This window comes from Parasphingorhabdus marina DSM 22363 (assembly GCF_900128895.1).
In the GTDB taxonomy this organism is placed as follows: domain Bacteria; phylum Pseudomonadota; class Alphaproteobacteria; order Sphingomonadales; family Sphingomonadaceae; genus Parasphingorhabdus; species Parasphingorhabdus marina.
Genome location: NZ_FSQW01000001.1, coordinates 611,891 through 625,220, shown reverse-complemented (window position 1 = coordinate 625,220; position 13,330 = coordinate 611,891). Strand labels below are relative to the sequence as shown.

Genomic DNA, 13,330 nt, shown 5'->3' with positions numbered 1-13,330 from the left:
TGAAGCGAAGTCCCATCCCCACCGCAACAGATGCTGTTCCACCTTGCCTGAACAGGATATGGGGATATTGTGCAGCAATAATCAAGTCATGATGCAAAGGAAGCGGACAATGGGCAATATGCAGGCAATCTCAACCCTCAGCGGAGACGGCGAATTTCCCTGCTACGTGGCAGCGCCGGACGGGACACCAACCGCCGCAATTATTGTCATTCAGGAAATTTTCGGCGTGAATGCCGGAATCCGGGCGAAATGTGATGAATGGGCCGCCGCCGGATATCTCGCCGTTGCCCCCGATCTGTTCTGGCGGATCAATGACGGCACCGATCTGGATGCCGATATTCAGGCAGAATTTGAAACCGCTCTCGACCTGATGGGCAAGTTTGACCAGGATCAGGGTATTCGCGACATTGAGGCCGCCATTCACTTTGCACGGGACAGCGTAAATGGCGGAAAAGTCGGCTGTGTCGGCTATTGCCTCGGAGGCCGGCTTGCCTTCATGACGGCAGCGAGAACCGACATTAACGCCTCGGTCGGCTATTATGGTGTGGGGATTGACGGTTTGCTGGGTGAGAAAAATGCCATTGCCCATGAAGTTATGCTGCATATCCCCACGGCTGACGGATTTGTGCCCGCTGATGCCCAGGCTGCCATGCATGCCGGACTGGATGATCACCCCAAAGTTGCGCTGCACGACTATGAAGGGCTTGATCACGGTTTCGCCGCCCAGTTTGGCCAGCGCCGCGATGAAGCGGCAGCGAACCTGGCCGACAGCCGCACCGCAGCCTTTTTCAAGGAGCATCTTGCATGAGCACACGCGAAAATCTGAAAGTCTGGCATGACCGGATGGCCGACAAGAGCCGGGAAGCACTTGATGCGCAGCTCGCGGAGGATGCCGTTTTTCACTCGCCAGTCGTCCACACGCCCCAGGAAGGCAAACCCGTCGTCATGGCCTATCTGACCGCGGCGGACACAGTTCTGGGTAATGACAGCTTTCGCTACGTTCGCGAAATCGTTGACGACGAGAAGAACATGGCGATGCTCGAATTCCAGCTCGAGCTGGATGATATCCATGTCAACGGCGTCGACATCATTTCCTGGAATGATGACGGCCTGATTCAGGATTTCAAAGTGATGGTCCGCCCGCTGCAAGCGATCAACAAGGTCTGGGACGAAATGGGCAAGATGCTGGAAAAAATGAAGGGTTGATTACCCAAACAGCGTCATCACGCCCAGTGTCGGGTCGAGGATCCCGTCATAGATCATTTTCAGCGCGACATAAACGATAACGGCGAGACCGATATAGGCGATCCACTTGTAGCGCTCGATATATTTGGCGATGAAATTGGCGGCCACGCCCATTAGCGCGACCGCGATGATCAGGCCGACGATCAGGATTCCGGGATGTTCGCGGGCTGCGCCGGCCACCGCCAGGACATTGTCGAGGCTCATGCTGACATCCGCTATCGCGACCGCCCAGGCGGCCGCGGCGAAGCTTTTGCCGGGACGTATGCCGCTATGTTCATCGCCGGTAATTTCCGGTGAGCCCGGATTTTCCGGAATCTCGCGGATTTCGCGCCACATCCGCCAGGCCACCCAGAGCAGCAGGACACCGCCGGCCAGGATCAGACCGATCACACCGAGCAGGAAGCTCACCGTCAATGCAAAGACAATGCGGAGGACCAGCGCGGCACCAATACCGATCATGATCACCTTGCGGCGCTGATCCGCCGGGAGACCGGCCGCCAGCGCGCCCACGGCAATGGCATTGTCCCCGGCAAGCACCAGATCAATCAGCAGAACCTGACCAAAGGCCAGCATCGCGCCGGGCTCGGTGATATTCGAAAAATCGTGAACGATTGCTGCCCAGATTTCCGCCGGGGACCCCAGTCCAGGAGCGGCAACAGTCAAAATGGCGAGCAGGTCAGTCATAAAAAATACATTGTCCGTAATAGGTTACGACCGGCATAGGGTCATAAAATTGATGAAGCAAGTCACGCCATTCAGGATATTCGGCGGACTGGCGAAAACCGTCGCGATGCGCGGAGATGCTGTCCCAGCAGACGAGCAGGAGATAACGATCTTCCCGGTCACAATCCGGACGGACCTCGATCGACTGAAAGCCCGGTTGTCGCGAAATCAGGCCCCTCGCTTGCTGCATGGCCTTCGCAAACGCCTGCGACTGGCCGGGCCTGATCTCGAGCAAGGCCTGTTCAACAATCATGATCCCGAGACGTCGGTCTTACTGGTTCATGCTGTCGAAGAAATCGTCATTGTCCTTGGAATCCTTCATCTTGTCGAGCAGGAATTCCATCGCGTCGATCGTGCCCATCTGCATGAGGATCCGCCGCAGGACCCACATTTTCTTGAGTTTGTCTTCCTCGACCAGCAGCTCTTCTTTCCGGGTACCGGACTTGCCGACATCCAGAGACGGGAAGATCCGCTTGTCGGCAACCTTGCGGTCCAGCACGATTTCGGAGTTGCCGGTGCCCTTGAATTCTTCGAAGATCACTTCGTCCATGCGGCTGCCGGTATCGATCAGGGCGGTTGCGATGATCGAAAGGCTGCCGCCTTCCTCGATATTCCGCGCCGCACCAAAAAAGCGTTTCGGCCGTTGCAGGGCATTGGCATCGACACCGCCGGTCAGCACCTTGCCGGAACTCGGAACCACGGTGTTGTAGGCGCGGCCAAGACGCGTGATCGAGTCGAGCAGAATAACGACATCATGCTTGTGCTCGACCAGACGTTTGGCTTTTTCAATAACCATTTCAGCAACTTGCACGTGGCGAGTGGCCGGTTCATCGAAAGTCGAACTGATCACTTCGCCCTTCACCGAGCGCTGCATGTCGGTCACTTCTTCCGGCCGTTCATCGATCAGCAGGACAAGAAGATAGACTTCCGGATGATTGTCGGTAATCGCCTTGGCGATATTCTGCAGCAGTACGGTTTTACCGGTCCGTGGCGGTGCCACGATCAGCGCACGCTGGCCCTTGCCCTGGGGCGAGATGATATCGATCACCCGGGCCGACTTGTCTTTCACCGTTGGATCAAGACTGTCGAGCTTGAGCTTTTCGTCCGGATAGAGCGGCGTCAGATTGTCGAAATTGACCCGGTGGCGAACCGCTTCCGGCTCGTCAAAGTTGATCGCCGTCAATTTGGTCAGCGCAAAATAGCGTTCGCCGTCACGCGGCGCGCGAATTTCGCCTTCCACCGTGTCGCCAGTGCGCAGACCGAATTTGCGTACCTGGTTGGGCGACACGTAAATGTCATCGGGTCCGGCCAGATAATTGGCTTCGGGCGAGCGCAGGAACCCGAATCCGTCAGGCAGCACTTCAATAGTGCCGAGGCCCATGATCTGTTCGTCATTATCGGCCAGTTCCTTGAGGATCGCGAACATCAGATCCTGTTTGCGCAAGGTCGAAGCGCCCTCGACGCCGAGCTCTTCGGCCATCGAGACCAGATCAGCAGGCGATTTTTCTTTTAATTCTTTCAAATGCATGGATTTTATCCAGATAATATAGGCAGTTATGTTGTTTTTGCATGTGCGCGGCGTATCGCCGTCATCATTTCACATGGAAGCTTGCCCGGACGGGCTTTGCGCTCCAATTACGCCTTTGCCCGAAGGGTGTCAACAAAAGCCGGGGCCGGAAAATCAAAAGGGTTTGACGATCACCAGGATGACGATCAGCGCCGCGGCAATTCCGGGCACTTCATTGACCAGTCGCAGCCTTTTGTCGCTCATTGTCCGCTCGCCGCGCGCCAGTTTTTTCACATAGCCCATCATCCACATATGATAGGCGGAAAGCAGAATGACGGCGAGCAGTTTCGCGTGAAACCAGCCCTGGGTGAAAGCATCAATCTGGTAGGCCAGAACCAGTCCGAGGATCCAGACGATGATCAGCGAGGGGTTGAGAATGATCTTGCGCAATTTGCCTTCGCGCTCGATCCATTTGCCATCTTCAGCCGATCCGACCGGGCTTTCCTGGTGATAGACAAAGAAGCGTGGCATCATGAACAGCCCCGCCATCCAGAAAATGACGAATATCAGATGTGCAGATTTGAGCCAGAGGTACAACATGGACAGATATTCGCTCATTGCCTGACAAGTGTAAGAAGCTTTTCGACATGTTCAATGGGCGTATCGGGCAAAATGCCATGTCCCAGATTGAAAACATGCGGTCGATCTTCAAAAACCGAGAGGATGTGGCGCACCGACTTTTCCAGCGCATTCCCGCCAGCAATCAGGGCCAGCGGATCAAGATTCCCCTGCACCGGAATCCCGGCGGGAAGATGCTTGTTGGCAATGACCGGGTCCACCGTTTCATCCAGACCAATGGCATCCGCCCCGGTTTCCCGCGCATAGGCAGCGAGCTTGTCGCCGGCGCCTTTGGGAAAGCCGATTACGGGAAGATCGGGATGAACCGCCTTGATGCGCGAAATGATCTCGGCATTGGGTGCAATCACCCATTTCTCGAATTGCGCCGGAGACAGCGACCCGGCCCAGCTGTCAAAAAGCTGTACCGCGTCAACCCCGGCTTCGATCTGGCCAAGCAGATAGGTCACGGTATTTTCGATGATCGCAGCGATCAGCTCGGAAAAGGCCATTTCATCCTGATAGGCATAGCGCCGCGTCACGCCCTGGTCTTTGCTGCCCTGCCCGTGCGTCATGTAGGTCGACACCGTCCAGGGGCTTCCGGCAAAACCCATGAAGGTGGTTTTGTCATCCAGTTGCGAAGCGACCGCCCGGACGGTGGCATATATGGCTTCAAAATGGGCAGGAACGGCTTCCAGAGACGACAAAGCCGCCTCGACGAGCCTTGGTTGCAGCCGGGGTCCTTCTCCGGCCTCAAACCAGAGTTTCTGTCCCATGGCGTGGGGCACGATCAAAATATCTGAAAACAGGATCGCACCATCAAATCCAAACCGCCGGATCGGCTGCATGGTAACCTCCGCGGCCGCTTCGGAATCATAACAGAGTTCCAGAAAACCACCTTTTTGGGCCCGCAACTCCCGATATTCGGGCAAATAGCGACCCGCCTGCCGCATCAGCCATACCGGTGTCTGTTCGGACTTGCTGCCGCGCAAGGTCTGGAGCAGGAGTTTCGGAGATGTATCGGGTTCAGGCATGGAGAGAGGGCCTCTACAATAATATATTATTATATTTATAGAATCTTGATGTTGATGATAGGCAGTTGATAACAGCGGTAACGGGGCTTTGCCCGGTTTACAAACAGATTGACAAGAGGACGTTAACGAAAAATTTACCGATTCCCGAATCTGATCCCCGTTATCCACAATATGTGGATGAGTTTCGCAAAACTTGATGGCCTGTGGATGAAATGACTCCTGTCGGGCATGAAATGGAGGCTTGCAAATATCCCCTTATTCATCCCTTGCTTTATCCCCGGTGAAATCACAGGGTTGACGTCATGAACCGCCTGCATCTGCATATGTTGTCAGACTCCACCGGAGAGACGCTGGAAAATATCGCGAAAGCTGCATTGGCGCAATTTGATGGTGTCGAAATCATCAAGCATTTCTGGCCCATGGTCCGCTCGGAAGTACATCTGAACCGGATTTTGGCCGAAGTTGCCGAAAATCCCGGGCTGGTGATATTTACGCTGGTCAACCGGGATATCCGCACCCGGCTGGAGCGGGAATGCCGGCATCTGGGCCTCCCTGTAGTTCCGGCTCTGGATGCGGTCACTGACGCGTTGTCCAATATGCTGGGGCAGGAAGCCAAAGCCCGGCCAGGCCGGCAGCATATTCTCGATGCCGCCTATTTTGCCCGGGTGGAGGCTATTCAGTTCACAATTGCCCATGATGATGGTGTGGGATGGGAGAACTGGGAAGAGGCGGATATTGTTCTTGCCGGCGTGTCGCGCACGTCCAAGACGCCGACGTCGATTTATCTGGCCAATCGTGGCTACAAGACAGCGAATATCCCGATTGTTCCGGAATCTCCGCCCCCGGATGCACTTTTTCATCTGAAAAATCCGCTGGTTGTGGGTTTGATCACGGGTGCCAGCCGGCTGGTTCAGGTACGCCGAAACCGCCTGCTGTCGCTCAACCAGGCGCCGGAAACCGATTATGTCGATGAAGAGAAGGTCAAGGAAGAAACCCTGTATGCCCGGCGGATGTTTGCTGACAACGGCTGGCCGGTAATCGACGTCACACGCCGGTCGATCGAGGAATCTGCAGCTGCGATTATCAACTTTCACAATGAGCGGCATCTCGAAACGCGAGTTGACAGCGCGGACAAGTCGTCATGACAGATCCGATACTGGTACTCGCCTCGCGGAGCCAGGCGCGAAGGGCCATGCTCGATGCGGCCGGAGTGGCTTTTGAGGCCCTGTCTCCCAATGTCGATGAAGACACCCTGAAAGAAGGTCTCAAGGCGGAGGGAATTACTGCACGAAACCTGGCCGATGCGCTGGCGGAGGCCAAGGCCGTCCGCCTGTCGTCCCGGACGGGCGGTGCGTGGGTGCTGGGAGCCGATCAGGTGCTGGCGCTCGATGACGGAACCATATTGGACAAACCGGTTGATGTATCCGAGGCCAAAGCGCACCTGCGCCTGATGTCGGGGAGAAAGCACAAATTGTCCAGCGCCGCAGTGATTGCCGAGCAAGGGAAACCGATATGGCGACATGTGGATATCGCCACCTTGTCGGTCCGCTCGCTGTCTGAGGCGTTTATCGACAGCTATGTGGAGAGCGAATGGGAGCAGATTCGCCATTGTGTCGGCTGCTATGAGATCGAGGGCAAGGGGGCACAACTGTTTTCTGCCATAACCGGGAGTCACTTTACCATCATGGGCCTGCCCCTGTTACATTTGCTTGATTTTTTACGGGTCAGAGGCGTCATGCCGTCATGAGCAAAATAATGCCCTATGCCGAAGTTATTGGCGATCCGATCGCCCAGAGCAAGTCGCCGATCATCCACAAATTCTGGCTGGAAAAGCTGGGAATATCGGCGGATTATCGCGCTTGCCATGTCAAACCGGAAGACCTGGAAGATTATCTGGCAGACCGTCGGAAAGACGATGCCTGGCAGGGATGCAATGTCACCCTTCCGCACAAGCTGGCCGTGATGGATCATGTGGAGGATCCCGGCGGGCTGAAACAAAGCATTGGTGCCATGAACACGATCGCCCGGACACCGGATGGTGCCCTGTTCGGAACAAATACCGATGCTGGAGGGTTTTTCGCGCCGATCGCCGATTTTCCGCTGAAAGGAAAAGATGTCGTGGTTATCGGTGCCGGCGGTGCGGCGCGCGCGGTATTGTTTGCGCTTTCAAAGGCAGAAGCGGGCACGGTGACCATCGTCAACCGCAATGTCCTCAAAGCGTCGTCGCTGCTGATGCACTTTGGCCTGAAAGGCCGGGCCATCGGCCATGGCGAGCCGTTGCCCTCGGCCGCCTTGCTCGTCAATTCCAGCTCGCTTGGCATGGCGGGACAGGAACCACTGGCGATTGATCTGGCAAGCTTGCCAGAAGATGCACTGGTTTACGATCTGGTCTATGCACCGCTGGAAACCGGACTGCTGAAAACGGCGAGAGCACGCGGTCTTGAGACAATGGACGGTCTCTCGATGCTGATCGGCCAGGCTGCTTTGGCCTTCGAGATATTTTTCGATGCCGTCCCGCCGCTGGAACATGACGAAGAACTCAGAAAGCTGTTGCTCGCATGACGGAAGAGAATAACCGCCGCCCCCTGATCATAGGATTGACGGGTTCGATTGGCATGGGGAAGTCGACGGTGGCGGAGATGTTTGCCGATGAAGGCGTGCCGGTATTTGATGCTGATGCGGCGGTTCACATACTCCAGGGACCCGGCGGTGCACTGGTGGAAGAAATCGAATCCCTGTTCCCCGGAACAACGGGACCGGAGGGAGTCGACCGTCAGAAACTCGGCGCCGCGGTCCTGGGCAACCGGGAAGCCCTCAGCCGGCTGGAACAGATTATCCACCCCGCCGTTGGACAAATGCGGCTGGATTTTCTGTCCGCCAATAGCGATGCACCGCTGATCCTGTTCGATATTCCGCTCCTGTTCGAAAAAACCGGGGCTGATGGTGTTGATCATATTGTTGTGGTGTCCGCGTCCGAAGCGGATCAGGAAGAACGCGTACTCGCGCGCCCGAACATGACCCGGGAGAAGTTCGAGAAGATAAAATCCCTGCAAATGCCCGATGCGGAAAAGCGCAAACGGGCGGATTCAGTGATCGACACTTCGGTGCCGCTCGCCGAAACAAGGCAACAGGTGCAAAATTGTGTGCAAAAACTGAAAGCAAGCCTTGCCTAAAGGCAAGTTCCGTCCGATATTGGACTCATGCGCGAAATAATATTCGACACGGAAACTACCGGTTTCGATCCTCAAACAGGCGACCGGATGGTGGAAATCGGCTGCGTCGAAATGATCGACAGGATCGAGACCGGCGAGACCTTTCACCGCTACTATAATCCCGAACGCCCGATGCCGAAGTCCGCAGAAGAGATTCACGGGCTGAGTGACATTTTCCTGTCCGACAAGAAACTGTTCGCGGATGGTGCTGATGAGCTGCTGGAATTCCTGGGCGAAGCGAATCTCGTGGCGCATAATGCCCAGTTTGACTTCAATTTTCTCAATGCCGAGCTGGAGCGCTGTGGTCGCAAGGCGATTTCGCAATTCCGGATGATCGACACGCTGGCTATCGCCAAGGTCAAACATCCCGGCGCCAAATTGTCGCTGGATGCCCTGTGCAGCCGCTACGGGATTGATCGCAGCCACCGTGTCAAACATGGCGCGTTGCTCGACGCGGAATTGCTCACCCAGCTTTATATCGAACTTACGGGCGGGCGGCAGATCGGTCTGGGGCTCGCAGAAGACAAACCGGAAAAGACGGCTACAGCCCCGGTTTCCAGGCGAAAAAACCTCGAAAATCGCGAGTTTATTGCCCCTCGCCCCCATGTAGCGACCGAAGAAGAACTGGAACGCCATGCGGCGTTTCTGAAAGACATAAAGGACCCGCTTTGGGCCCGAATTTGAGAATCCTGCCGGGAATCACCGGACGGGACCGATTAGACGGAGAATGACTATGGAAGTGCGTGTTTCAGGGCATCAGGTGGATACCGGGGATGCTTTGCAGACCCATGTTGAAGACAGAATGAACGCGATTGCTGACAAATATTTCCCCAAGGCAATTTCGGCGCATGCAACATTCGGCAAGGCACCGCACGGTCATTTTCAATGCGACATCGTGTCCCAGATCATGAAGGGACTCATGCTGAAATCCGAAGCGAGGGCTGGTGATGCGCATCAGGCGTTTGAACAGGCGGCGGACAAGATCGAGAAACAGCTGCGACGCTATATGCGCCGGTTGAACGACCATCATGTTCAGGCCCAATATGCCGCGAAACAGGATGAAGCCGCCTATCGGGTTTTCGAGGTCGATGAGGAAAGCGAACCGGACGAAGTCTCCGACGCACCGCCAATTGTCGCCGAGACCAGCACCGATATTCCCGAAGCCAGCGTCTCCAACGCGGTCATGATGATGGATTTGCGCAATACCAGTGCACTTCTTTTCAAAAATGCTGGCACTGGCGCCCATAATATGGTTTATCGCCGGTCCGACGGCACGATCGGCTGGGTTGAACCCCACGGCTGACAGGCATCGGTGCCGGATTTCCGGGCTTTTTTGCTGACCGGAATCGGAATAGAAGAAGTTTGATCTGACGGGAATCGCAGCTCCCCCCATGGCTGTCGCACCTCCTGTGTTGAAGGAAATATAATGAGTTTGTCTACTGTTCGGCTGGAGTCTCAGGCTGTTACCCTTGGTCAACACCTGCCTTCCAGAGAGGCCCTGTTCACCCGGCTCGCAGAAATAGCTGCCGAATCCTACGGACTGGACTCGAAGTCCGTCGTGGAGGGACTGCTGCAGCGAGAAACTCTGGGTTCGACCGGATTCGGACATGGCGTGGCAATCCCGCACACCAAGATTGCGGACCTGAAAGAATGTGTGGGTCTGTTCATGCGGCTGGAAGAGCCGCTGTCATTTGCGGCACATGACGGACAGCCGGTTGATCTCGTATTCGGATTGCTCTCTCCCCTCCAGGGCGGAGTTGATCACCTCAAGGCGCTGGCCGAGATTTCCCGTTTTCTTCGGGATGCCGATACTGTTGCGAAATTGCGCGGTGCCGATAGCGCCGATGCCCTTTACGTGCTGCTGACCGGACTGCGCGAGCAACAGGCAGCCTGAGGACCGACATGGCGAAAAGCCCTACAAGATCTGACGAAACGGCGGATGGCGAGAATGGGCCGAAAGAACATTTTCGGGCACTGGAACGGCTCTATCGCGCGGCCCCGATCAACCAGATATTTTCGTCGGAACTCACCATCGTGGAGCGCGGTGCCGCCCGGATCACTTTCGAGATAGACGAACGCTATTATCACGCCGCCGGAGCGGCTCATGGCACCAGTTATTTCAAAATGCTGGATGACGCGGCATTCTACGCCGCCAACAGCCTGGTTTCCGACCGGTTTCTTCTGACCACGGCATTCAACCTGTTGTTCACGCGACCCGTCAAAACCGGGCTGGTGACCGCAGAAGGCCGCTGGGTGAGTGGAAAACGCCGGGTTTTCGTGGCTGATTCCCGTCTGATTGATGCCGAAGGCGAAGAGATTGCCCGTGGTACCGGGACATTCATGCGGTCCCATATTCCCCTCGCCAGCCTTCCCGGTTACCAGACCGACAAATGATCGAGCCACGGCTCTCGGCCGAGATGACGGTTCAGTCGCTGATTCGCAAAATCGGACAGGAAGGGGGCTTCGGAACGGTCATTCAGCGCGGCGACCGGATCTCTGGCGCAATATTGATTCTCTGTGTCGAAAATGGCACAAACCTTAAGGTTCTGGAAAAAATGCCGACCCTGGACGGGTCTTCCCAATGGCAGCAGATATGGCCCCAAGATACTGAAAAAGAAGAAGAAATAGAAGAATATCTGGCGCGCAGAAGGCGCTATGATCCGGACTTGTGGTTAATTGAACTGGACATCCCGGAAGCCGAACGGCTGGTCGCTGAAATGACCTCAGGGGGTTGACTTTGTTGCAGTGCAATATAAATCGCGGACAACTTTGAAGCGAAGGTTGTCTTGAGGGGCATTGTCCACCGAACAGATAAACACGCAGACAGGGGGAACAGGGGCAGGCCATATATGTTGTGGTTTTTTCAGGTCTGCTTGGATTGATCGAGAGGTCGATACTGGTCTCACTGCCTAAATTAACAGGTTTATGAGCAAGATTTTTAAAGCTGCAAGCGTTGCATCGCTTGCATTGACCACTGTCGCGGCACTGTCCGTTACAGATGTATCATTCGCGCTTGAAGCGACGAATGAAGGGGAAAACGTTCCGGAAGCCCCGATCGTTGTGGATCCCGAGCTGATTGAAGATGAATCCGTGGCTCCGGTGATTTTCGGCGAGATCAAAGAAGTTACCGCCGAAATTCCTGCAGATGTCGTTGAAGCCGATCGTATTGCCAATGAACGTCAGGAAGCCCTTGGCGGGTTTAACAGCGCAGAAGCCGGCTCCCTGCGCGCCCTCGTTGATCAGCAGTCCATTGGCGGTGAGCTGTCCGAGGAAATGCAGTGCCTGGCAGGCACCGTCTATTTCGAATCCAAGGGCGAATCTCTGGCCGGACAGCTGGCAGTGGCCCGTGTCGTGATGGCGCGTGCCGAATCGCCCAGGTTCCCAAACAGCATTTGCGGCGTTGTATATCAGCGCAAACAGTTCTCTTTCATCCGTAACGGCCGTATGCCGCGGATCAACAAGAGCCATTTTCACTGGCGCAATGCGGTGGCCATTTCCAAAATTGCCATGAATGATGCGTGGAAAAGTCCGGTTGAAGGCGCCTTGTTCTTTCACGCCCGCTATGTTTCGCCCGGCTGGCGACTGAAACGGATGGCAACCATCGACAATCATATTTTTTACCGGTAACTTCGGCATAAATCGAAAAAGGCAGGGCTCCCGCTTGGGGGCCTTTTCTTTGTTCTGTATATGTTCTATTCCCTTGCCAATGGACCAGCAGGATAATGATTCGCAAATAATGGCAGAGCTCGCGCTGCTGGAATCGGATGCTCAGCCGCTAGACGGTGCCCGGGCGGTCGCACGTGGCGTGGCACGACTGTTTCTGAGACATGACATTCTCGTGCTGTCGGAAGTCAGTTTGCGCAATCGCCGCCGTGCCGATCTGATGGGTATCGATGCCAAGGGACAGATCGTGATCGTGGAAATCAAGGTCGCGCGAGGCGATCTGCTCGGTGACAGCAAATGGACCGAGTATCTCGACTATTGTGACCGGTTCTATTGGGCCGTACCGGCCGATTTCGATCATTCGCCACTCGATCGCCCGGAATTTCTGCCCGAGCGGGCGGGTCTGGTCGTAGCCGATGCCTATGATGCGGAAATCATTCGGCCTGCGGCCACGCATAGTCTCGCGTCTGCCAGGCGCAAGACGGAAACCTTGCGGATCGCACGCCGAGCCATGGGTCGGCTGGCGATTGCCAATGACTGGATTGACCCGTCATTGCACGATCATGGCTGAATCGTCGTACGCCAACAATTCCCGCAATATGCTTTAGCCTTCCGGTCCGAAAAACCTGTCGTTCGACGCCGGTTTCTTTTTCGCGTCAGCCTTTTCAATTTCGCTCAGGACGGCCGCTGCCCGGCGGTCGCGCGTAGCATAATCCCGGGCGGACAGACCGGCCAGGGTGTCGACCCGGTCGGGGTCCGCACCCTTTTGGAGGAGGACCCGCACCATTTCCGTATCCCTTAATTGAACCGCACGGATCAGAGCGGTTTCACCCTGATTGTTCGACTGATTCACATCAGCTTTTTTGGCGAGGAGCAGGCGAGCGCCATCAACAAAGCGCAGCTGGGTGGCCAGCATCAGGGGCGTGGTTCCGCTTTTGTCGCGAATATTGGGATTGGCCCCTTTTTGCAGCAGGAAGGCGAGCCAGGTGGAGTCCCGACGCGCCACCACAATATGCAAGGCGGTCTCGCCCGTGCTGCGATCCCGGGTGTTGACGATGACAGTTCCGGGCCGGTTGAGGAATTTCGAAGCCTCTTCTCCATCCCGATCCTTGACCGCTTTCAAAAAATTGTAGCTTTCGGAAAACTGGGCCTGGGCTGATGCCGGAATGGAAAGCGCCAATAATCCGAACAATGCCAGAAGGATAGCATGCCAGATGGACCTGCTGTCCCGATGCCTGATTGCGTCTTGCGAAATTGCGATATTGCCCCGGTTCATCTTTTGCCCTGTTCTGTCCATCGCATCGGTCAGCAACCGCGCGTTTGCCACGTCC

Annotated in this window: 19 protein-coding genes; 13 read left to right on the top strand and 6 right to left on the bottom strand. The window is 55.8% G+C overall.

Annotated features, from left to right (window positions below):
• The first annotated feature begins 109 nt into the window (after positions 1 to 109).
• Both BUQ90_RS03130 and BUQ90_RS03125 read left to right on the top strand, forming a co-directional pair.
• Positions 110 to 808, top strand: coding sequence for a dienelactone hydrolase family protein (locus BUQ90_RS03130; RefSeq protein ID WP_074203675.1), 699 nt, complete (start codon positions 110 to 112; stop codon positions 806 to 808).
• The gene (locus BUQ90_RS03125; RefSeq protein ID WP_074203674.1) at positions 805 to 1,206 is read left to right on the top strand and encodes a nuclear transport factor 2 family protein; all 402 of its coding nucleotides are present in this window, start codon (positions 805 to 807) and stop codon (positions 1,204 to 1,206) included. Before BUQ90_RS03130 ends, BUQ90_RS03125 begins: the two co-directional genes overlap by 4 nt.
• Here BUQ90_RS03125 and BUQ90_RS03120 read toward each other — a convergent pair whose 3' ends face one another.
• The 5 genes from BUQ90_RS03120 to hemE form a co-directional block, all read right to left on the bottom strand.
• Complete coding sequence (locus BUQ90_RS03120) at positions 1,207 to 1,929, bottom strand: TerC family protein (protein ID WP_074203673.1); 723 nt, start codon at positions 1,927 to 1,929, stop codon at positions 1,207 to 1,209. It abuts the gene before it with no gap.
• The gene (locus tag BUQ90_RS03115) at positions 1,922 to 2,221 is read right to left on the bottom strand and encodes an antibiotic biosynthesis monooxygenase family protein (protein WP_074203672.1); all 300 of its coding nucleotides are present in this window, start codon (positions 2,219 to 2,221) and stop codon (positions 1,922 to 1,924) included. Before BUQ90_RS03115 ends, BUQ90_RS03120 begins: the two co-directional genes overlap by 8 nt.
• A gap of 18 nt (positions 2,222 to 2,239) precedes the next feature.
• The gene (gene rho, locus BUQ90_RS03110; protein WP_074203671.1) at positions 2,240 to 3,496 is read right to left on the bottom strand and encodes a transcription termination factor Rho; all 1,257 of its coding nucleotides are present in this window, start codon (positions 3,494 to 3,496) and stop codon (positions 2,240 to 2,242) included.
• Between the two features lie 153 nt (positions 3,497 to 3,649).
• On the bottom strand, positions 3,650 to 4,093 hold the full coding sequence (locus BUQ90_RS03105) for a CopD family protein (RefSeq protein WP_074203670.1): 444 nt from the start codon (positions 4,091 to 4,093) through the stop codon (positions 3,650 to 3,652).
• On the bottom strand, positions 4,090 to 5,124 hold the full coding sequence (gene hemE / locus BUQ90_RS03100; protein ID WP_074203669.1) for a uroporphyrinogen decarboxylase: 1,035 nt from the start codon (positions 5,122 to 5,124) through the stop codon (positions 4,090 to 4,092). Before hemE ends, BUQ90_RS03105 begins: the two co-directional genes overlap by 4 nt.
• 302 nt (positions 5,125 to 5,426) lie before the next feature.
• On the opposite strand from hemE, the gene BUQ90_RS03095 reads away from it, so the two are divergent.
• The 11 genes from BUQ90_RS03095 to BUQ90_RS03045 all read left to right on the top strand — a co-directional run bounded on the left by BUQ90_RS03095 (position 5,427) and on the right by BUQ90_RS03045 (position 12,570).
• Positions 5,427 to 6,269, top strand: coding sequence for a pyruvate, water dikinase regulatory protein (locus tag BUQ90_RS03095; protein WP_074203668.1), 843 nt, complete (start codon positions 5,427 to 5,429; stop codon positions 6,267 to 6,269).
• Positions 6,270 to 6,277: 8 nt separating this feature from the next.
• Complete coding sequence (locus tag BUQ90_RS03090; RefSeq protein WP_074204835.1) at positions 6,278 to 6,871, top strand: Maf family protein; 594 nt, start codon at positions 6,278 to 6,280, stop codon at positions 6,869 to 6,871.
• The gene (aroE, locus tag BUQ90_RS03085) at positions 6,868 to 7,686 is read left to right on the top strand and encodes a shikimate dehydrogenase (protein ID WP_239447340.1); all 819 of its coding nucleotides are present in this window, start codon (positions 6,868 to 6,870) and stop codon (positions 7,684 to 7,686) included. The genes BUQ90_RS03090 and aroE overlap by 4 nt, the downstream gene beginning before the upstream one ends.
• Positions 7,683 to 8,297, top strand: a complete 615-nt coding sequence (coaE, locus tag BUQ90_RS03080; RefSeq protein WP_074203666.1) for a dephospho-CoA kinase — start codon at positions 7,683 to 7,685, stop codon at positions 8,295 to 8,297. The genes aroE and coaE overlap by 4 nt, the downstream gene beginning before the upstream one ends.
• Positions 8,298 to 8,324: 27 nt before the next feature.
• Positions 8,325 to 9,020: a DNA polymerase III subunit epsilon gene (gene dnaQ, locus BUQ90_RS03075; protein WP_074203665.1), complete on the top strand. Its 696-nt coding sequence runs from the start codon at positions 8,325 to 8,327 to the stop codon at positions 9,018 to 9,020.
• Between the two features lie 49 nt (positions 9,021 to 9,069).
• Positions 9,070 to 9,639: a ribosome hibernation-promoting factor, HPF/YfiA family gene (gene hpf, locus BUQ90_RS03070; RefSeq protein WP_074203664.1), complete on the top strand. Its 570-nt coding sequence runs from the start codon at positions 9,070 to 9,072 to the stop codon at positions 9,637 to 9,639.
• A gap of 123 nt (positions 9,640 to 9,762) precedes the next feature.
• Entirely contained in the window at positions 9,763 to 10,230 is a 468-nt protein-coding gene (locus tag BUQ90_RS03065; protein ID WP_074203663.1) for a PTS sugar transporter subunit IIA, read from the top strand.
• A gap of 8 nt (positions 10,231 to 10,238) precedes the next feature.
• Entirely contained in the window at positions 10,239 to 10,730 is a 492-nt protein-coding gene (locus BUQ90_RS03060; RefSeq protein ID WP_074203662.1) for a PaaI family thioesterase, read from the top strand.
• On the top strand, positions 10,727 to 11,071 hold the full coding sequence (locus tag BUQ90_RS03055; protein ID WP_074203661.1) for a DUF1491 family protein: 345 nt from the start codon (positions 10,727 to 10,729) through the stop codon (positions 11,069 to 11,071). Before BUQ90_RS03060 ends, BUQ90_RS03055 begins: the two co-directional genes overlap by 4 nt.
• Positions 11,072 to 11,261: 190 nt before the next feature.
• Positions 11,262 to 11,963: a cell wall hydrolase gene (locus tag BUQ90_RS03050; protein ID WP_074203660.1), complete on the top strand. Its 702-nt coding sequence runs from the start codon at positions 11,262 to 11,264 to the stop codon at positions 11,961 to 11,963.
• Between the two features lie 109 nt (positions 11,964 to 12,072).
• Positions 12,073 to 12,570, top strand: coding sequence for an MmcB family DNA repair protein (locus BUQ90_RS03045; protein ID WP_074203659.1), 498 nt, complete (start codon positions 12,073 to 12,075; stop codon positions 12,568 to 12,570).
• A gap of 33 nt (positions 12,571 to 12,603) precedes the next feature.
• Here BUQ90_RS03045 and BUQ90_RS03040 read toward each other — a convergent pair whose 3' ends face one another.
• Positions 12,604 to 13,326 carry an ankyrin repeat domain-containing protein gene (locus BUQ90_RS03040; protein WP_239447339.1) on the bottom strand — a complete coding sequence of 241 codons (723 nt, stop codon included), beginning with the start codon at positions 13,324 to 13,326 and terminating at the stop codon, positions 12,604 to 12,606.
• Positions 13,327 to 13,330: the final 4 nt, after the last annotated feature.

Coding starts and splice junctions, on each gene's coding strand:
- BUQ90_RS03130 (WP_074203675.1), top strand. CDS start 110: ATGGGCAATATGCAGGCAATCTCAACCCTCAGCGGAGACGGCGAATTT.
- BUQ90_RS03125 (WP_074203674.1), top strand. CDS start 805: ATGAGCACACGCGAAAATCTGAAAGTCTGGCATGACCGGATGGCCGAC.
- BUQ90_RS03120 (WP_074203673.1), bottom strand. CDS start 1,929: ATGACTGACCTGCTCGCCATTTTGACTGTTGCCGCTCCTGGACTGGGG.
- BUQ90_RS03115 (WP_074203672.1), bottom strand. CDS start 2,221: ATGATTGTTGAACAGGCCTTGCTCGAGATCAGGCCCGGCCAGTCGCAG.
- rho (WP_074203671.1), bottom strand. CDS start 3,496: ATGCATTTGAAAGAATTAAAAGAAAAATCGCCTGCTGATCTGGTCTCG.
- BUQ90_RS03105 (WP_074203670.1), bottom strand. CDS start 4,093: ATGAGCGAATATCTGTCCATGTTGTACCTCTGGCTCAAATCTGCACAT.
- hemE (WP_074203669.1), bottom strand. CDS start 5,124: ATGCCTGAACCCGATACATCTCCGAAACTCCTGCTCCAGACCTTGCGC.
- BUQ90_RS03095 (WP_074203668.1), top strand. CDS start 5,427: ATGAACCGCCTGCATCTGCATATGTTGTCAGACTCCACCGGAGAGACG.
- aroE (WP_239447340.1), top strand. CDS start 6,868: ATGAGCAAAATAATGCCCTATGCCGAAGTTATTGGCGATCCGATCGCC.
- coaE (WP_074203666.1), top strand. CDS start 7,683: ATGACGGAAGAGAATAACCGCCGCCCCCTGATCATAGGATTGACGGGT.
- dnaQ (WP_074203665.1), top strand. CDS start 8,325: ATGCGCGAAATAATATTCGACACGGAAACTACCGGTTTCGATCCTCAA.
- hpf (WP_074203664.1), top strand. CDS start 9,070: ATGGAAGTGCGTGTTTCAGGGCATCAGGTGGATACCGGGGATGCTTTG.
- BUQ90_RS03065 (WP_074203663.1), top strand. CDS start 9,763: ATGAGTTTGTCTACTGTTCGGCTGGAGTCTCAGGCTGTTACCCTTGGT.
- BUQ90_RS03060 (WP_074203662.1), top strand. CDS start 10,239: ATGGCGAAAAGCCCTACAAGATCTGACGAAACGGCGGATGGCGAGAAT.
- BUQ90_RS03055 (WP_074203661.1), top strand. CDS start 10,727: ATGATCGAGCCACGGCTCTCGGCCGAGATGACGGTTCAGTCGCTGATT.
- BUQ90_RS03050 (WP_074203660.1), top strand. CDS start 11,262: ATGAGCAAGATTTTTAAAGCTGCAAGCGTTGCATCGCTTGCATTGACC.
- BUQ90_RS03045 (WP_074203659.1), top strand. CDS start 12,073: ATGGCAGAGCTCGCGCTGCTGGAATCGGATGCTCAGCCGCTAGACGGT.